Genomic DNA, 16837 nt, shown 5'->3' with positions numbered 1-16837 from the left:
CAAAAACATTCAGTCATTGCGCCTGAAGTTGCGGATCCGGTCGAACAGCACCGCGAGCAGGATGGCGCCGCCGATGAACACGCCTTGCCAGAAAGCATTGATGCCGAGCAGACCAAGGCTGTTGCGGATCACTTCGATGAGCGCGGCACCGACAATGGCGCCGAAAGCGGTGCCGACGCCGCCGGCGAGATTGGCGCCGCCGATCACGGTGGCGGCGATGACCTGCAGTTCCATGCCGGTTCCGAGATTGGTGGTGACGGCGCCAAGCCATCCGGTCTGGATGATGCCGGCAATGCCCGCCGCCAGCGCCGAGATCATATAGACGGCGACCTTGATCTGCTTTACCGGAACGCCGGTCAGCGTCGCCGCGTGCTCATTGCCGCCAATGGCGAAGATGTGGCGGCCAAACTTGGTCCAGCGCAGCGTGAAGCCGGTGATCAGCGCCAAAAGGATCATGTAGAGCACCGGATTGGCGATGCCGAACACCCAGGCACCGCCGCCCAGCGCCAGAAGCTTGTCGTGATCGGGGCCGAACTGGAAGACGACGGTGTTGTTGGAGGCGACCATGGCGAGGCTGCGGGCAATCGACAGCATACCGAGCGTCACCACGAAGGGTGGAAAGCCGAGATAGGCGATCATGATGCCGTTGAAGGCGCCTATGGCGAGCGCGGTGGCGATCGAGGCGAGGATGCCGACTTCTATGGAGTAGCCGGCATGCATGGTGACGGCCAGCACCATCGACGACAGGCAGAGCACCGAACCGACCGACAGGTCGATGCCGCCGGTGATGATGACGAAGGTCATGCCGAGCGCGATGATGGCGACGAAGGTGATGTTGCGGGTGATGTTGTAAAGGTTCTTCGACGTGGCGAAGGCGTCGGTGGCAAAAGACAGGAACAGGCAGGCCAGGATGACCGCGATCACCACCCAGAAGGTCTGGCTGGCAAACAGTCTTGCCGGCAAGGATTGTTGTTTTTGTTCGATCGGCTGGTCAATTGTCAGTGCCATCGTCGACCTTCATGTGCTGTGCGTGGTGAAATTCGCTGAGATCAAACCTGTTCGATGGCGCCGGTGATCAGCCCGGTGACTTCCTCGGGCGAACTTGACGCAATCGTCTTGTCGGCGACCTTGCGGCCGCGCCGCATGACGATGACGCGGTCGGCGACGGTGAACACGTCAGGCATGCGGTGGCTGATCAGCACCACTGCGATGCCTTGGTCGCGCAAATGGCGGATCAGGTTCAGCACTTCGGCGACCTGGCGCACCGAGATCGCGGCCGTCGGTTCGTCCATCAACACGATCTTGGCCTGCGACAGCATGGTGCGGGCAATCGCTACTGCCTGGCGCTGGCCGCCCGACATCTGCTTGACGAGGTCGCGCGGACGGGTCTCGGACTTCAACTCGGCGAAGAGCTGGCCGGCGCGCTTGTACATGGCGGCATAGTCGAGGATGCGTAAAGGGCCGAGGCCGCGGCGCAATTCACGGCCGAGATAGACATTGGCGGCGGCGGTCAGATTGTTGCACAGCGCCAGGTCCTGGTGGACGATCTCGATGCCGTGCTGGCGAGCTTCCGCCGGCTTGTGCAGGATCAACTCCTTGCCGTCCATGCGCATGACGCCATGGCTGGGGCGGAAATTGCCGGCGATCATCTTGACCAGTGTCGACTTGCCGGCGCCGTTGTCGCCCATCAGGCCGACCACCTGTCCGGGCTCGATCGACAGCGATACGTCGTTGACCGCCTGGATGGCGCCGAAATGCCTCGAGATATTGGTGAGTTCGAGAACCGCCACCAGTCTTTGCCTCCCCGTGTTTTGCGACCCGCTGCTGTTCCCGGCGTGAATGCCGGCGCTGCTTTGGCCCCGCTCTCCCCATCTCCTCCCGGAAACAGCGTCAGCGTTCTTTTACGCAAAAGCCGGCGCTCGTCAATCAATTGTCGGACGAATTGAAGCGTTGGTCATCCAAAAATCCGTTTTGTAGGACAAATAGCATTGACGTTGGCCGCAAGCCGATATTAGCTAAGCGTCGGAGGAGATTATGCCGATGCCGCTGGCGGTTAGCCGGGCGGAATCGGCGGAGGTTATCGGTCGAGGTTGCGGCGCCACCCATGTGTTGAGCCGGGCCAATGCCGCATCTGGAAATGCTTATCGATCTGTCTTGGCGACACGAGTGCTCGTGAAACGAACCTCGGTCATTAAGCATCCGGTCGATCTGTGTGGCGGGCACGCCGTGTCCGTCTGTTTCAAGGGAGGACTGACATGAGGAAAACACTTTTGCTCGCCGCCGTCGCCGCCATGGCGCTGGGCGCCGGGCCGGCTTTGGCCAAGAAACAGCTCGTCATCGTGGTGAAGGGTCTCGACAATCCATTCTTCGAAGCCATCCACCAGGGTTGCGAGAAATGGAACAAGGAAAATGCCAGCTCGGAATATGAATGCTTCTACACCGGCCCGGCGTCGACCTCGGACGAGGCCGGCGAGGCGCAGATCGTTCAGGACATGCTGAGCAAGGCCGACACGGTGGCAATGGCGATTTCGCCATCCAACGCGCCGCTGATCGCTCAGACGATCAAGACCGCCAATCCGACGATCCCGATCATGACGCTCGACGCCGATCTCAGCAAGGAAGATGCCGCGCTGCGCAAGACCTATCTCGGGACCGACAACTATTTGATGGGTCACAAGATCGGCGAGTACATCAAGAAGGGCAAGCCGAACGGCGGCACGATCTGTACCATCGAAGGCAATCCCGCGGCCGACAACATCCTGCGCCGGGCGCAGGGCATGCGTGACGCGCTGTCGGGCAAGGAAGGCCTGGCGGCACTTGCCGGCGAAGGCGGCTGGACCGAAGTTGCCGGTTGCCCGGTGTTCACCAATGACGACGGCGCCAAGGGCGTGCAGGCGATGACCGACATCCTCGCCGCCAATCCCAAGCTCGACGCCTTCGGCATCATGGGCGGCTGGCCGCTGTTTGGCGCACCGCAGCCCTATCGCGACCTGTTCGGGCCGCTCAAGGACCGCATCGCCAGCAACGACTTCGTCATTGGCGCCGCCGATACGATCGGCGATGAAGTGGCGATCGCCCGTGACGGCCTTGTGACCGCTCTGGTCGGTCAGCGGCCGTTCGAAATGGGCTACAAGGCACCATCGGTGATGATCGACCTGGTCGAAGGCAAGGCGGTCGCCGATCCGGTGTTCACCGGCCTCGACGAATGCACCAAGGACACGGTCGACACCTGCATCCAGAAGTAGGTTCTCGATTTCGGGGCGCCCTTTGACGGGCGCCCCGTCTCTTCCCGGACGGACGCAACGGTTGGGGCAGCAGGCTCCGGCTTTGACACGCCTGTAGTTTGGATTTTCGGCAACGAGATCGGCGCGCCGTGCAGGTTCGGACCATTCCGGACGCAGACGGCCGACGCATTGGAACGTGAATGCCGGACGAGAAATCAAAGAAGCGAGCCGAGCGGGCCAAGGCACAAACCAGCCTCGGTCCGGCTGTCATGCGCAGGGCCGGTGCCGCGCATTTTCCGGGAGCGAGCGTCCATGTCTCGCTGGCCGGCGAGATTGGCCTCAGGATCGTGCGCGGCGACTATCCGCCCGGCACCATTCTGCCCAACGAGGCCAAATGGGCCGAGACCTTCGATGTCAGTCGTTCGGCGGTGCGCGAAGCCATCAAGATGCTGATGGCCAAAAGCCTGCTGGCTTCACGGCCCAAGATCGGCAGCTGGGTCGAGCCCAGGGAACGCTGGAACCTGCTCGACCGCGATGTGCTGGCCTGGTACGCGACCGGGCCGGACCGGGAGGCCTTCCTGCGCACGGTGCAGGAGTTCCGTCACATCATCGAGCCGGAAGCGTCGGCCTTTGCCGCCACGCGGCGCAGCGACGAGCAGATGGACGAGATCAGCCAGGCCTGTCGTGAGATGGGCGAGGCTCTGAACCTGCAGGAGCGTATCCGCGCCGATACGCGTTTTCACCTCGCCATACTGCGCGCCTCGGGCAACGATCTGCTGGTGCCGCTTGGCGTTCTGATCGAGTCGGCGCTCGATCATCTCTTTGTCTTCGTCACACGCGAGACCAGCGATCAGCGGCGGGCGCAGGCGCTGCATGAGGCGATCGAGAAGAACATCCGCCTCCAGCGTCCTGCGGCCGCGCGCAATGCGGTGCACAAACTGCTCGCCAACACCGACGATGTTATCGGCCGGTCGAGGCGCTGACACAGGCTTTTCGCCACCTCAAATCGTCTGCTTCTTGCCATCCTTGCTGGGCATCAGGTCGACGCCGTTGACCTTGCCGACATATGTCGCCAGCATCGGCACGAATTGTTCGGCCGGGCCAGTGGCATGGGCACCGGCGAAGGAGTTCTTGGTGGCGTTGCCGAGCGGGTTGGCGATGCCGGCCGCACCCGCCATCGATTCCAGATAGGTCAGGTCCTTGAAGGCGTTGGCGATGGTGAATTTATGTGCGTCGCGGTCGCCCTCCAGCGTCCAGCGCATGAAGGTCTGGTAGAAGCCGCAATCCATGCGGCCGTTGCGGATGACGCTGTCGAAACGCGGTGGCGAGATGCCGACCTTTTCGGCCAGCGCCAGCGCCTCGGAATAGATCGCGGCATAGCCCAGCGAGATGAAGTTGTTGAGCAGCTTCATGCGGTGGCCGTCACCGGTGTCGCCAATATGGACGATGCGGCCGGCCCAGGTCTCGATGACCGGCTTCACACGGGCAAACAGCGCGTCGGGCGCGCCGACCATGGCGTCGAGCGTGCCTTCCCAGGCTTCCTTCGGGGTGCGGCTAAGCGGTGCATCGACGAAGTCGACGCCGATCTCCTTCAGTTCCGCGGCCAGCGCCACGGTCGAGACCGGATCGGCGGTCGAGCAATCGACGACAACCGAGCCTCTTTTCAGGCCCTCCTTGAGGCCGCCGGGGCCACGGATGATGGCTTCGACCTCGCGCGAGCCGGTGACGCAGATGAAGACGATATCGGATGCCGCTGCCACCTCACGCGAGGTGGCCACTTCCTTCGCACCGCGGCCAGCCAAGTCTTCCGCCGGCTTGCGGTTCTTGCGGCCGAGGAAGGTCAGGCTATAGCCCTTGTCGACGATGTTCTTGGCAATACCGTGCCCCATCAGGCCAAGGCCGATAAAGCCGATCTTTTCGCTCGCGGCGGTCGTGGTCATGTCTTGAAGTCCTGTTGCGATGATTGATATTGGGCGGCGCCGTCTTGCGGGCGAGGGTGGTTGCAGAATGCCATATTGTCTGACAATACACAGAAATCCTAGGCATTGGAGACGAAAATGACGAAGCGGATCATGTTCACCGGCGGCAGCGGCAAGGCCGGTCGCCATGTCGTGCAATATCTGGTCGAACAGGGCTGCCAGGTGCTCAACATCGACACCAAGCCGCTCGACAATCCCAAGGTACGCACGCTGATCACCGACATCACCGACAGCGGCCAGGTGTTCAACGCGCTGTCGAGCTATATGGGCCTGCATGAATTCGATCCGTCGCTGCGCCCGCAGCCGGTCGATGCCGTGGTGCATTTCGCCGCCATACCGCGCATCATGATCACGACCGACAATGAGGTGTTCCGCATCAATGCGATGGGCACCTACAACGTCATCGAGGCGGCGGTGAAGCTCGGCATCCCGAAGGTGGTGATCGCGTCCAGCGAGACCACCTATGGCGTGGTGTTCGCCAACGAGCCGCGCGATCCCAAATATTTCCCACTCGACGAAGAATACGACGTCGATCCGATGGACAGCTATGCTCTGTCCAAGGTCGTCAACGAGCACACGGCGCGCGCCTTTGCGCAGCGCAACGGCACCGATATCTATGCCTTGCGCATCGGCAACGTCATCGAGCCGCACGAATATTCGCTGTTTCCGAAGTGGTTTGCCGATCCGGGCTTTCGCAAGCGCATCGCCTGGAGCTATGTCGACGCGCGCGATCTCGGCCAGATCGCGCTGCGCGCCGTTGAAACGGACGGGCTCGGCTTCCAGGTGTTCAACGCCGCCAATGACGACACCTCGTCCGACCTGCCGACAGCGGAACTGTTGAAGCGGTTTTATCCCGACGTGCCGGTCAAGACGAAGCTCGGCGAATATGAAACGCTGCTTTCCAACCGCAAGGCCAGGGACATGCTCGGCTTCCGTCCCGAGCACAGCTGGCGCAAATACGTCAAATAGGTCTGGCAAATTGGGCTTTGGGGCAGGTTGTAACCTGATCTGTGCACAGCCACAGGCTTTGCCGCCTGCGCCCGGCCCTCTGCTTGACAGCTTTCGAAATCCGGACTTTGTGGACGCATGAGGGACGGAAAGCCGAATAAGGGAACGAAGCCTGAAAAGGCGGCATCCGCCGAGCGCCCGGCGACCCTTCGCCGGGCTGACGCGACCCGGATGCCCGGCACCAGCGTGCATGCCTCGCTGGCCAGCGAAATCGGGCTTCGGATCGTGCGCGGCGACTATCCGCCGGGCACCATCCTGCCCAATGAAGCCAAATGGTCCGAAACCTTCAACGTCAGCCGCTCGGCGGTGCGTGAGGCGATCAAGATGCTGATGGCCAAAAGCCTTCTGGCATCACGCCCTAAAATCGGCAGCTGGGTGGAGCCCAGGGAGCGCTGGAACCTGCTCGATCGCGATGTGCTCGCCTGGTACGCGACCGCGCCCGACCGTGAAGTGTTCCTGAAGACGGTGCAGGAATTCCGCCACATCATAGAGCCGGAAGCGACTGCCTTCGCCGCCATGCGACGCACCGAGGAGCAGATGGCCGAGATCAGCCAGGCCTGCCGCGAGATGGGCGAGGCGCCGAGCCTGCAGGAGCGCACGCGCGCCGACACACGTTTCCATCTGGCCATCCTGCGTGCCTCCGGCAACGATCTTCTGGTGCCGCTCGGCGTGCTGATCGAATCCGCCTTCGATCATCTGTTCACCTATACGACGCGCGAACTCGACGATCTGCAGCATGCACAGCAACTGCACGAGGCGATCGAGAAGGCCATCCGCCTGCAGCGGCCGGAGGCGGCCCGCAACGCGGTGCGCAAGCTGCTCGCCAATACAGACGGCGTCATCAACACCCGGTAGGATATGCTGATATTCAGGTGAGGCCGGCCTGCAAACGCCGGCTTTCTGCGCTTCCGGTGCTCACTTACTTAAGTACGCTCCGCTCCGGTTCTCGAAATCCAACGTTTTCGGCGCGGCCTGACCTGAATCTCAACACATCCTGCGAGCGCTCAGCCGGCCTGCGAAGTGGCCAGGTGCTGCCTGGTCAGCGCGACCAGCAGCGCCTGGTCGCGGGCGGCGTGCTCGGGGCGGTTGACCACCTCGTCGCCATTGACGATCGCACCCCAGAAGCCGCGCAGTTCCTCGACGAAGGCTTCGCCGTAGCCGGCACGCAGATCCCTTGTCGACAGTGTGTGGCCGTCCGAGGTCTTCACAGTCAGCCGGGTCGGATGATGGTTGAGCCAGGGCGAGGGGAATTCGAGCTCAAGGCTGGCATCGTCGAAGAAGAGCGTGATGCGTTCCTTGTAGTCGGCGAGCTTCGGCACGGTGAGATGCGTCATCGTCCACAGCGCCTGGCCGTCGAGCAGTTTTACCGCGCCCTGGCCGCCATCGCCATTGGCGAAGATCTGCGCGCCGACAACCTCGCCCTCCGGCACGCTGAGCGCGTCGAGCAGGCCGTGCACGGCATTCACATCGTGAATCAAGGCGGAGCTGTAAGCGCCGGTAAACCCACGGAAAGCCAGATCGGTCATGGGCTGGCCGATGGCGCGCTCGACCTGTTGTTTCTGCCTGGCTTGCGCGGCGGCAATCAGTTCCTCGGGAATGTCGTTGCCGCGCTTGTAGCGCTGGTGGGCGATGAACGGCCAGGCATCGGGATCGTTGACCTCGACCGAGACGGACCGCAACGTCTTTGCCGTGCCGGGCAGCGAGGCCAGCGCCAGCCGGTAGCTCGGATCGAAGCGCTTCATATAGCCGACCTGCATGACCTTGCCGGCCTTGTCGCGCGCGGCGATGATCTCGGCGATTTCCGCCGGGGAATAGCAGAGCGGCTTTTCGCAGAAGACATGCAGGCCGCGCCCGAGTGCGGCCAGTACCTGCTCGTGATGCAGCGGGTCGGGCGAGCCGATGACGACGGCGTCGAGCTTCTGGCCGAACAGTTGCTCCGGCGTTTCGAAATTGGCGATGCCGTGAATTTCGCTGACATATTCCCGCGAAATCCTTGACGGGTCGGCAACGCCGACCAGTTCGAACAGGTCGCCGAGCCGCAACAGGTTTGGAATATGCTCGACCTGCGAAATCATGCCGGCGCCGATGACGCCGACGCGTATCCTGCTCATGCTGTTAATACTCTCTGCAAAAGTGTTCCAGGCTCAGGGTGCGGCGGCCGGCCGGTTGCCGATCTGCGCCAACAGCCCGGCAATCTCAGCTTCCACCGCCTTCAAATCCTCGCCGCCCGACATGATGGAAATCACCTCGTCGCGCGAGATCTCGGACTTGGCGTATGTACCGCGATTGCGGCCGCGGTTGAGCAGCGTGAAAGTGTCACCGACAGGGTAGGCGTGGTGGATGTTGTGGCTGATGAAGATCACGGCCAGGCCGCGCATGCGCGCCTCGATGATGAATTTCAGCACCATCGCCGCCTGATGCACGCCGAGCGCCGAGGTCGGTTCGTCCAAAATCAGCACCTTGGCGCCGAAATGCACGGCGCGTGCGATCGCCACCGACTGGCGCTCGCCGCCCGACAGCGTGCCGACGGCCTGCGTCGGGTCGCGCACGTCGATGCCGATATCGGCCATCGCCTGGCGGGCAATTGTGTTGGCGCGCTCCTTGTCGAAGCGCGAGAAGGGCAGGCGGCTTCTGGTCGGCTCGCGGCCGAGGAAGAAGTTGCGCGTGATCGACATCAGCGAGATCATGCCGAGGTCCTGGAAGACCGTCGCGACGCCGAGGTCCTGCGCGTCGCGCGGGCTGCGGAACGTGACGGGCTTGCCGTCGACGAAAATCTCGCCCTTGGTCGGCCGGTGCACGCCCGACAGAACCTTGATCAGCGTCGACTTGCCGGCGCCGTTGTCGCCCAGCAAGCAGTGCACCTCGCCGGGATAGACCTTGATGTCGATATCCTGCAGCGCGCGCACCGAGCCGAAATTGACCGATACACCACGCAATTCCATGGCTGGCTGGATGGCCGGGGATGGGTTTGGATAGGTCATTTGCCACCTCCGCGTCCGAGCGCCTTGAGGCGGATGTAGTTGTTGACGAGCACGGCCATCAAGATGACGATGCCGAGGAAGACCTTGAACCAGTCGGTGTCGATGCCGGTGTAGAAGATGCCCATCTGCACCAGGCCGAAGATCAGCGCGCCGAACAGCACGCCATAGACGGTGCCATAGCCGCCGGTGAGCAGCACGCCGCCTATGACCGCGGCGATAATTGCCTCGAATTCCTTGAGCAGGCCGCGCGTGGTGTCGGCGGAGCCGGCCTCCATCACCTGGATGGTGGCAAGCAAGGTCGCGGCACAGGCGGTGTAGATGAACAGCGCGATCTTAACCCGGTCGACCGGCACGCCGACATTGCGGGCGGCATTGAGGTCGCCGCCGGTGGCGAAGATCCAGTTGCCGTATTTGGTCTGGGTCAAGACATAGCCGGCAAGCGCTGTCAGTCCGAGCCACCAGACGATCGACATCGGAATGCCGACGACGAAGGGAATGCCGTCGGTGCGGGTGGCGATCCAACCTTGCGTGCCCATCCATTGGAAGAAGCCAGTCAGGAGATGGCCGTTGAACAGGCCCGCGGTTGCCGGGTCCGGCGCGCCGTCGAGGATGTAGGGGATCTGCGTGCGGCCGGTGACGGCGCGGGTGATGCCGATCGACAGGCCGCGCAGGATGTAGAGCGACGCCAGCGTCACGATGAAGGAGGGCAGGCGGGTCTTCACAACGATCAGGCCGTTGACGTAGCCGGTGAGGATGGCGACAGCGAAGGCGCAGGCGATGCCGCCCCACAGCGGCAAGCCCCAATATTTCACCGTCAGTCCGATGACGACGCCGGCGAAGCCGACCATCGAGCCGACGGAGAGATCGAACTCGCCGGCGATGATGAGAAGGGCTGCGGCCGTGGCGATGATGCCGAGTTCGGCTGCCAGCGTCAGGAAGGTCATCGACCCCTGTAGCGAATAGAGGTTCGACGCACCCGGCAGCAGGGCGAAGATGATGACGGTGGCGATGAGGCCGCCGGCGGCACCGGCTTCGGGCCGGCGCAGCCATTGCGTCAGCCGGCCGGTGCTGGCCAGCCGCTCGTCAGTGCCGGCAGCCCGTTTCGACGTCATGCCGAAACGGTCCTTGCCCAGTACCCCGGGGGCCGGCGCTTCTGGAGGTATCGCCTTGTCTTCCACAACAGCCATTAGGCTCCCCAATCGCTCACTTCGCAATCTCGACCAGAGACGGGGAGCGCATGGCGGCTCCCCGATCCGTTTTGGTCTTGCCTTAGCGGATGCCGTCCTTGGCGAGCGCCAGGATCGCCTTGGCCTTATCGGGCGAGTCGATGAACAGCGGACCGGTGTAGGCGTTGTTCTGCGGCCAGAAGCCATGTGTGGCATGCTCGACCAGATAGATCACCGGCAGGTATCCCATCAGATATTGCTGGGCGTCCATGCCGAAGCCCATTTCGCCGGCGACGACGGAATCCAGGACTTCGGGGCTGATGTCGAAGGTGTAGAGCTTGATCTTGCCGAACAATTCCTTCTGCCGGAAGAACGGGATCAGCGGATTGGCGGCAGTGGCGCCGAGCGCGAAGACGGCCTGGGTGTCGGGATGCGCCGACAGATAGGCCTCGGTGCGGCGCTGGATGTCGGCCGGATCGGGCGACACGGTAAGCACTTCGGTGCCGCCGCCTGACGGCTTCAGCCCATCATTCAACCCCTGGCAGCGCTGGTCGAGGCTGACATTGCCGACCTCGTGGTTGATGCAGACGACTTTGAGCGTGCCTTCCTTGGCCAGCCGCTCGCCGGCCTTCTTGCCGGAATCATATTCGGAGACTGTGCCGACGTAGAGAGAGGTGCCGAGTTCGGCGCCTTCCTTCTCGCCGGAATCCAGGACGACCATCGGAATATTGGCGGCAAGGCCGGCCTTGACCGATTTACCAAGCGCATTGGCGTCGGCAATGGAGACGGCGATGCCGTCTGGATTGGTGGCGATGGCCGCGTCGAGCAGGCGGGCCTGCTCGACCACGTCGAACACTTGCGGCGCATAATATTCGACCTTGGCGCCGGTCAGCGCCGCCGCATCGTCGACGCCGCGCTTGACCACCGACCAGTAGGGATCGGAGGCCGAGCCATGCACCACGAAGGTGATGCGGACATCCTTGGGATCCTTCAGGCCGGCCGCTTGCACGACGCCCGCCAGCATACTCATCGAGACAAGCGCGCCGAGCGCCAGTTTCAGAACAGTCTTCATGTCATTCTCCCATTGTCGTTGCAGTTCCAATTCCCTCTTTGCGCCTCGGCCGACGGATCGGCTTACGGCGCTGACCGGGTGGCCGCTTTGCGGGCCTTTGCCGGTGTCGATGCCCCGAGCCGTGCACGAAGCTCCTCGCGCAGCGGCTTCATGCCGATGATGTCGATGTCCTGCGCGCCGAGCCAGTCGCGGAAAGCCTGGTCGCGGAAGAGTTCGTATTCCTCGGTGCGGATATAGGCGGAGCGCGGCTCGATGAGTTCCAACTCGCCCGGCGCGTTGAAGTGCAGGCAAAAGAAGGTCAGGCCTTCGCGCACCCCTTCGACCAATGCCCTGTAGGCGGGCCCTATCGGCTTGGAGCGTGGACGGCCCCAGGTCGTCTGAATGGCGGCGTCGAAGATGACAAAGCCCTTGGCCCGGGCTTCAGTGACGCCGCGCTGGAACGCCGCTTCGGTGACGCCAACCAGATTGTCGTTGGGCGAATAGGCCGACAGCGTTTTGGTCAACAGCACCGGCAAGCGATATTCCAGGCCGAGCTTGATGTAGACGTCGCAAAAACTCGGGCGACAGCGCTGCCCCCATATGGGCGTCAAGATGAGTGACGTCGATGCCGGCGCGGTAGGCGGTGTCGATCTGGGCGCGAAGCTCGGTTTCCACCGCTTGCGGTGCTGCCTTGCGGCGGGTGGTCGCGACATCGGGCCAGAAATAGCCGAACTCGTCCGTCAGGCCGGCCGCGCGCGACGGCGACGTCAGCGGCCGCCATTTGTAGTGCTGCTTTTCGCTGTTCAGCGTCAGGTGGACGCCGAGATCGAGCCGGGGATCGGCGGCTGCCGCTTCGGCCATCTCAGGGAACCATGGGCACGGCACCATCACGGCGCCGGAGCTGCAGGCGCCCAGTGCGGTCAGTTCGAGGAAGGCGCTGTTGGCGCCATGGCACATGCCGACATCGTCTTCATGCAGGACGAGCTGTCGCGTCATGGACGGCCACCGTCTTGCCGGCCACCATCTTGCCGGCCACCATCTTGCCGGCACCCCGGTTTCGAGGGTCTTCCAAAGTGTGTCCCGTGCTGCATGGAACCGACCGTTTGCCCAACTGGACGCGATGGAACGCCCAATGCGGGCTTTCCGACAGGGCCACTTCAGCGAATTCGGATGGGTACGATTTTTCCGCGGGCCTGCATTCTGGAATGTCGATTTCATTCGATATGCCCACAGTCGGCGCTAAACGCCGCTCCGACGTGAGCAGGATGGCTTGGTCCGATCGCAGCGGAGTGGTTCTTTCAAACAGCGGCCGCAGGCGTACTGCTTTCATACCATCAGCGATGTGGAGACTTGCCATGTACACTGCCGGCGAAGAAGAGATCGAAGCCATTGCCAGGGTGATCCGCTCGGGTGCGCTGTTTCGCTATGGCGAGAACAGCGAGTGCAACCGCTTCGAGGCCCGCTATGCCAGGCATCTCGGCGTCGAGCATTTTGCGCTGGCCGCCAGCGGCACCTATGGGCTCGCCGCCGGCCTGATCGGCCTCGGCATCGGCCCGGGCGATGAGGTGCTGGTGCCGGCGCACACCTATATGGCGACCGCCACAGCAGTGCTGTCGGTCGGCGCCATTCCGGTCATTGTCGATATCGACGAGAGCCTGACCATCGACCCGGCCGCTCTGCGCGACGCCGTCGGCCCGGGCACCAAGGCGGTCATCCCGGTACATATGTGGGGTGCGGCCTGCAACATGAACGCCATCATGGACATCGCTAAAAAACGCGGTCTGCTCGTGCTGGAAGATGTCTGCCAGGGCATTGGCGGCGGCTATGAGGGCAAGAAGCTCGGCTCCATCGGCCATGCCGGCGCCTACTCCTTCAACTACTTCAAGAACATCACGTCGGGCGAGGGCGGCGGCATCGCCACCAGCGATCCGAAAGTGGCCGAGCGCGCGCGCTGCGCCATCGACCCCTGCCACTTCTACTGGCAGGGCCGCAGCGACAGCATCAAGCCGTTCGCCGGCATCGGCGCGCGCGCCTCGGAATTGATGGGTGCAATGCTCAATGTCCAGCTCGACCGTCTCGACGGCATCATCGAGGCGATGCGGGCGGAGAAGAAGAAGGTGCTGGCCGGCACGCGCCATCTCGGCAATCTCGGTCTGACGCCGTCGCCGATGAACAGCCCCGACGACGATTGCGCGGCGCAGGTGATGTATCTGCTGCCCAGCGAACAGGCGGCGCAGACTTTTTCGAAGACCATTCCGAGCGTCATTGCCGGCAAGACCGGCCGCCACAATTTCACTCAGTGGGACCAGGTGCTGATGCATGAGGGCGCGCATCATCCGGCGCTCAATCCGTACACGCTGCCGGAAAACAAGGGCCTGCGGCTGACCTATGCCGACGATCTCGGCAAGGGTTCTCTCGACATCCTCAACCGCACGGTGATGATCGCGACGAATCCGGCGCATGGCGACGCCGACATCGACGACATGGTCCATAACATCGATGCGGCGGCCCGTGTGGCGCTGGAGAATGCCTCGCTGGACGATGTCGAGGTGCGCAAGGCAGCGCCCGTCGATCTGCAGAAATTCGATAGTGTGAATTGAAGCGCTCAGCGCTGGATCGGCCTATTGCCGGTCCAGCCGCATGAAGGCAGCGCGCAACGCCAGCACCGCGCGCAGGATCTGGCGTTCGTCCATCGCGGCATAGCCGAGCAGCAGGCCGTGTTCCGGCTCGCTCGAATGGTAGTTGATCGAGATGCCCTGCACGTCGAGGCCCTCCTTGACGGCGGCGGCGACGACGTCGCTGTCCTTGTAGGGTCGGATAAAACTGGCCAGCAGCTGCATGCCGGAATCGTTCTCGGTCACAGTCAGCCATTCGGCCAGATGCTCCTGGCACAGCTTGACGAAATTGGCTTGCCGGCGCGCATAAAGGCGGCGCATGCGTTTCAGATGCGTGGCGAAATAGCCTTGCGTGATGAAGTCGTTGACCGTCGCCTGCAGGATCAGCGGCGCGAACTGGCCGGTGATCGAGACGGCGCGGTCGAAGGGGACCGACAGTTCGCGCGGCACGATGAGATAGCCGATGCGGAGCGCCGGGATCAGCGTCTTGCCGAAGGAGCCGATATAGACGACCCGGTCGGCGTGATCGAGGCCGCGCAGCGCCGGTACCGGCCGGCCACGGTACCGGTACTCGCCGTCATAATCATCCTCGACGATCCAGGCGCCGTGGCGCTCGGCAATGTCGAGCAGTTGCAGCCGCTCCTCGATGCGCATGATGGTGCCGAACGGCCACTGGCAGGATGGCGTCACATAGATCAGCCGCGGCGGCGGCAGCTCTGGGTCTGCGAGATGCCAACCGTGGCGATCGACCTTCAAGGGCGCGAGCTGCGCGCCGCTGGCGAGAAAGGCGCTCTTGGCGCCGAGATAGCCGGGCTCCTCCATCCAGACATGGTCGCCTTCGTCCATCAGCACGCGCGAAGCGAGGTCGAGTGCTGCCTGCGCGCCGGTGACGATGATGACCTGGTCGGCGGTGCAGTTGATGCCGCGCGACAGGCTGATGGTCGACGCAATGGCCTGGCGCAGACCGGGATGGCCGGCAAAGGAGATATAGCCGAGCAAGTTCTCGTCGCGGCTGCGTGCGTTGCGCACCAGAAGGCTCGACCAGATGGTGAAGGGGAAGGACGCGGTTTCCGGCACGCCGGGATGGAAGTTGATGACACCGGCATTGCGCGGCGGCTGCGGGCCGTTGACGATGGTCTGACCGCGCCGCGAGAGCTTTTGCGGAGCGGCAAGCCCGGCGCGCAGCGCGGCCGGCGGGCGTTTCTGCTGGATCGGCGCCACCCAGGTGCCGGACCCGGCGCGCGCCTCTATAAACCCTTCGGCGAGCAGCTGGTCGTAGGCGGCGATCACCGTGTTTCGGCCGACCTTGAGATCCTCGGCCAGCGAGCGTGTCGATGGTAGCAGCGTGTTCTGCTGGATCTGGCCGTCGAGGATGAAGCGCCGCAGGGCGCCATAGATCTGTCGGTGCATCGGTTCGTCCGAGCCGCGGTCGACCGACATGATGTCGAGGGAAAGGCGCATGTGGTCGGCCAAGCTAGTCTCCGACGAGCCTGGCTGCGCGCGCGATCTTTTCTTCGTTAAGCAGGCAAACGGTCTCGAGCACCAGCCGTCTGGTTGCGGGACGGACCTCACGGCTGTTCTTCAGCGCGCGGTGAACGGTTGCCGCGCCGAGTTCCGCCTTCTCGGCGATCTCACGGATGGTGCAAAGCCGTTCCATGCCGAGTGCCGCCTCGAATGCCATGTCGCTCCTCCATCCGCATCAAGGCATGCCTCGTCGCCAGCCTCAAGCTTGAAACGCCGGGCCGGCAACTCGGGGGCAAAAATTTCGATGCCAAGAACTGTGCGATCCGCGCCGCCAAGGGAGGGCGGCGGCGCGGATCGCCGGGCGCTTTCGCGTCGCTACCCCTACCGAGGCGCGCGCCCAACCGGCCCAACCACCAGCCCCCCGGCGGTGGTTAGGCCAAGTCTCGTATCGCGACGTCGAACCCGGCCGCGCAGGCCGATTTGAGAAGCGAAGCGTAACCTTTCGTGGCATAGGTCAAGGGGTGTGCCTTGGCCGGATCCTGCTCGGCCTCGACGACGATCCAGCCTTCGAAGCCGCGCTTGGCCAGCGGCTTCAACAGCGACAGGAAATCGACGGAACCGTCGCCGGGCACAGTGAAGATTCCTTCCATCACTGCCGCCATGAAACTCATGTCCTCGCGCCGTGCCTTCTCCAGCACGGCCGCGCGGACGTCCTTGCAATGGAAATGCACGATGCGGTCGAGATGCCGGTTCAGGAGGGAGGCCGGGTCGCCGCCTGAGAACAGACAATGGCCGGTATCGAACAGCAGGCCGACGCTCTTGCCGGTTGCGGCTATCAGCCTGTCGACCTCGTCATCGCTCTCGACGATGGTGCCCATATGGTGATGGAAAGCCATGCCGACGCCGAAGGCAGCCATGCGGTCGGCGAGTTCGGTCAGCTTCTCGCCATAGGCGGTCCATTCGCCGTCAGCGAGGCGCGGACGCTGTGAGATCGGCGCGAAAATGCCGTCATGACGGCCGCGCGAGGTGTCGGCATAGACGACGACCTTGGCGCCGAGGTCGCGCAGCAGGGTCAGATGCGAGGTGAGGGCGGCGAATTCCTCGTCGACCGTGCGGTCCAGAATGCGGCCGTCATACCAGCCGGAGACGAGCTCCAGTCCGTAAGAAGACAGGATCGGTCCAAGCTCGTCGCTTCGCCTGGGGAATTTGCCGCCGAGTTCGGTGCCGCGATAGCCGGCCTGCCTGGTTTCCGACAGGCATGTCGCGAGCGGCGTATCGCCGCCGAGTGCGGGAACATCGTCATTGCTCCAGGTGATGGGATTGATGCCGATCTTGACCGTCATGCCGCT

At 63.4% G+C, this 16837-nt stretch carries 18 protein-coding genes; 5 read left to right on the top strand and 13 right to left on the bottom strand.

Features of this window, described 5'->3' with window-relative positions; translation table 11 throughout:
* Positions 1-9: 9 nt before the first annotated feature.
* Positions 10-1008, bottom strand: a complete 999-nt coding sequence (locus tag NKI31_RS27125) for an ABC transporter permease (protein WP_023673048.1) — start codon at positions 1006-1008, stop codon at positions 10-12.
* 41 nt (positions 1009-1049) lie between these two features.
* Complete coding sequence (locus NKI31_RS27120) at positions 1050-1790, bottom strand: ATP-binding cassette domain-containing protein (protein ID WP_023682237.1); 741 nt, start codon at positions 1788-1790, stop codon at positions 1050-1052.
* Positions 1791-2255: 465 nt separating this feature from the next.
* Between NKI31_RS27120 and NKI31_RS27115 the strand changes: the two genes are divergently transcribed.
* The gene (locus NKI31_RS27115; protein WP_023673050.1) at positions 2256-3245 is read left to right on the top strand and encodes a sugar-binding protein; all 990 of its coding nucleotides are present in this window, start codon (positions 2256-2258) and stop codon (positions 3243-3245) included.
* Positions 3246-3424: 179 nt separating this feature from the next.
* On the top strand, positions 3425-4207 hold the full coding sequence (locus NKI31_RS27110) for a FadR/GntR family transcriptional regulator (protein ID WP_023682236.1): 783 nt from the start codon (positions 3425-3427) through the stop codon (positions 4205-4207).
* Between the two features lie 18 nt (positions 4208-4225).
* Here NKI31_RS27110 and NKI31_RS27105 read toward each other — a convergent pair whose 3' ends face one another.
* Entirely contained in the window at positions 4226-5164 is a 939-nt protein-coding gene (locus tag NKI31_RS27105) for an NAD(P)-dependent oxidoreductase (protein ID WP_352653023.1), read from the bottom strand.
* A gap of 117 nt (positions 5165-5281) precedes the next feature.
* Here NKI31_RS27105 and NKI31_RS27100 point away from each other — a divergent pair, with 117 nt between their 5' ends.
* On the top strand, positions 5282-6172 hold the full coding sequence (locus NKI31_RS27100) for an NAD-dependent epimerase/dehydratase family protein (RefSeq protein ID WP_352653022.1): 891 nt from the start codon (positions 5282-5284) through the stop codon (positions 6170-6172).
* A 117-nt stretch (positions 6173-6289) separates the two neighbouring features.
* Positions 6290-7066, top strand: coding sequence for a FadR/GntR family transcriptional regulator (locus NKI31_RS27095; protein ID WP_352653021.1), 777 nt, complete (start codon positions 6290-6292; stop codon positions 7064-7066).
* Positions 7067-7215: 149 nt separating this feature from the next.
* Here the strand turns inward: NKI31_RS27095 and NKI31_RS27090 are convergent, their stop codons facing one another.
* The 7 genes from NKI31_RS27090 to NKI31_RS27060 all read right to left on the bottom strand — a co-directional run bounded on the left by NKI31_RS27090 (position 7216) and on the right by NKI31_RS27060 (position 12766).
* Positions 7216-8322, bottom strand: a complete 1107-nt coding sequence (locus NKI31_RS27090) for a Gfo/Idh/MocA family protein (RefSeq protein WP_023673056.1) — start codon at positions 8320-8322, stop codon at positions 7216-7218.
* 33 nt (positions 8323-8355) lie between these two features.
* Entirely contained in the window at positions 8356-9192 is an 837-nt protein-coding gene (locus NKI31_RS27085) for an ATP-binding cassette domain-containing protein (RefSeq protein WP_023712088.1), read from the bottom strand.
* Entirely contained in the window at positions 9189-10304 is a 1116-nt protein-coding gene (locus tag NKI31_RS27080) for an ABC transporter permease (protein ID WP_023687958.1), read from the bottom strand. Before NKI31_RS27080 ends, NKI31_RS27085 begins: the two co-directional genes overlap by 4 nt.
* Positions 10305-10461: 157 nt before the next feature.
* Positions 10462-11430: a rhizopine catabolism ABC transporter substrate-binding protein gene (locus NKI31_RS27075; RefSeq protein WP_023687959.1), complete on the bottom strand. Its 969-nt coding sequence runs from the start codon at positions 11428-11430 to the stop codon at positions 10462-10464.
* A 62-nt stretch (positions 11431-11492) separates the two neighbouring features.
* Complete coding sequence (locus NKI31_RS27070; RefSeq protein WP_352653020.1) at positions 11493-11939, bottom strand: hypothetical protein; 447 nt, start codon at positions 11937-11939, stop codon at positions 11493-11495.
* Positions 11851-12405 carry a ChbG/HpnK family deacetylase gene (locus tag NKI31_RS27065; RefSeq protein ID WP_352653019.1) on the bottom strand — a complete coding sequence of 185 codons (555 nt, stop codon included), beginning with the start codon at positions 12403-12405 and terminating at the stop codon, positions 11851-11853. Before NKI31_RS27065 ends, NKI31_RS27070 begins: the two co-directional genes overlap by 89 nt.
* A complete protein-coding gene (locus NKI31_RS27060; protein WP_031194894.1) occupies positions 12380-12766 on the bottom strand; it encodes a hypothetical protein in 387 nt (128 codons plus the stop codon). Before NKI31_RS27060 ends, NKI31_RS27065 begins: the two co-directional genes overlap by 26 nt.
* Between NKI31_RS27060 and NKI31_RS27055 the strand changes: the two genes are divergently transcribed.
* Positions 12765-14009, top strand: coding sequence for a DegT/DnrJ/EryC1/StrS family aminotransferase (locus tag NKI31_RS27055; RefSeq protein ID WP_023752957.1), 1245 nt, complete (start codon positions 12765-12767; stop codon positions 14007-14009). The genes NKI31_RS27060 and NKI31_RS27055 overlap by 2 nt on opposite strands.
* Positions 14010-14030: 21 nt before the next feature.
* Here NKI31_RS27055 and mocR read toward each other — a convergent pair whose 3' ends face one another.
* The 3 genes from mocR to iolE form a co-directional block, all read right to left on the bottom strand.
* Positions 14031-15497, bottom strand: a complete 1467-nt coding sequence (mocR, locus tag NKI31_RS27050) for a rhizopine catabolism transcriptional regulator MocR (RefSeq protein ID WP_023829210.1) — start codon at positions 15495-15497, stop codon at positions 14031-14033.
* 1 nt (position 15498) lies between these two features.
* On the bottom strand, positions 15499-15705 hold the full coding sequence (locus NKI31_RS27045) for a LacI family DNA-binding transcriptional regulator (protein WP_023705614.1): 207 nt from the start codon (positions 15703-15705) through the stop codon (positions 15499-15501).
* A 214-nt stretch (positions 15706-15919) separates the two neighbouring features.
* Complete coding sequence (gene iolE, locus NKI31_RS27040) at positions 15920-16831, bottom strand: myo-inosose-2 dehydratase (RefSeq protein ID WP_023752959.1); 912 nt, start codon at positions 16829-16831, stop codon at positions 15920-15922.
* Positions 16832-16837 lie beyond the last annotated feature (6 nt).

The sequence above is a fragment of the Mesorhizobium sp. M0659 genome (genome assembly GCF_040320605.1).
In the GTDB taxonomy this organism is placed as follows: Bacteria; Pseudomonadota; Alphaproteobacteria; order Rhizobiales; family Rhizobiaceae; genus Mesorhizobium.
Note: the sequence above shows the minus strand (reverse complement) of the source record. Positions and strands in the feature narration are given on the sequence as shown.

Excerpts from the sequence above, each read along its gene's own strand:
- NKI31_RS27065 (WP_352653019.1), bottom strand. The coding sequence starts at position 12,405 with ATGACGCGACAGCTCGTCCTGCATGAAGACGATGTCGGCATGTGCCAT.
- NKI31_RS27060 (WP_031194894.1), bottom strand. The coding sequence starts at position 12,766 with ATGGCAAGTCTCCACATCGCTGATGGTATGAAAGCAGTACGCCTGCGG.
- NKI31_RS27055 (WP_023752957.1), top strand. The coding sequence starts at position 12,765 with ATGTACACTGCCGGCGAAGAAGAGATCGAAGCCATTGCCAGGGTGATC.
- NKI31_RS27080 (WP_023687958.1), bottom strand. The coding sequence starts at position 10,304 with ATGACGTCGAAACGGGCTGCCGGCACTGACGAGCGGCTGGCCAGCACC.
- iolE (WP_023752959.1), bottom strand. The coding sequence starts at position 16,831 with ATGACGGTCAAGATCGGCATCAATCCCATCACCTGGAGCAATGACGAT.
- NKI31_RS27125 (WP_023673048.1), bottom strand. The coding sequence starts at position 1,008 with ATGGCACTGACAATTGACCAGCCGATCGAACAAAAACAACAATCCTTG.
- NKI31_RS27095 (WP_352653021.1), top strand. The coding sequence starts at position 6,290 with ATGAGGGACGGAAAGCCGAATAAGGGAACGAAGCCTGAAAAGGCGGCA.
- NKI31_RS27085 (WP_023712088.1), bottom strand. The coding sequence starts at position 9,192 with ATGACCTATCCAAACCCATCCCCGGCCATCCAGCCAGCCATGGAATTG.
- NKI31_RS27100 (WP_352653022.1), top strand. The coding sequence starts at position 5,282 with ATGACGAAGCGGATCATGTTCACCGGCGGCAGCGGCAAGGCCGGTCGC.
- NKI31_RS27105 (WP_352653023.1), bottom strand. The coding sequence starts at position 5,164 with ATGACCACGACCGCCGCGAGCGAAAAGATCGGCTTTATCGGCCTTGGC.
- NKI31_RS27075 (WP_023687959.1), bottom strand. The coding sequence starts at position 11,430 with ATGAAGACTGTTCTGAAACTGGCGCTCGGCGCGCTTGTCTCGATGAGT.
- NKI31_RS27110 (WP_023682236.1), top strand. The coding sequence starts at position 3,425 with ATGCCGGACGAGAAATCAAAGAAGCGAGCCGAGCGGGCCAAGGCACAA.
- NKI31_RS27045 (WP_023705614.1), bottom strand. The coding sequence starts at position 15,705 with ATGGCATTCGAGGCGGCACTCGGCATGGAACGGCTTTGCACCATCCGT.
- NKI31_RS27090 (WP_023673056.1), bottom strand. The coding sequence starts at position 8,322 with ATGAGCAGGATACGCGTCGGCGTCATCGGCGCCGGCATGATTTCGCAG.
- NKI31_RS27115 (WP_023673050.1), top strand. The coding sequence starts at position 2,256 with ATGAGGAAAACACTTTTGCTCGCCGCCGTCGCCGCCATGGCGCTGGGC.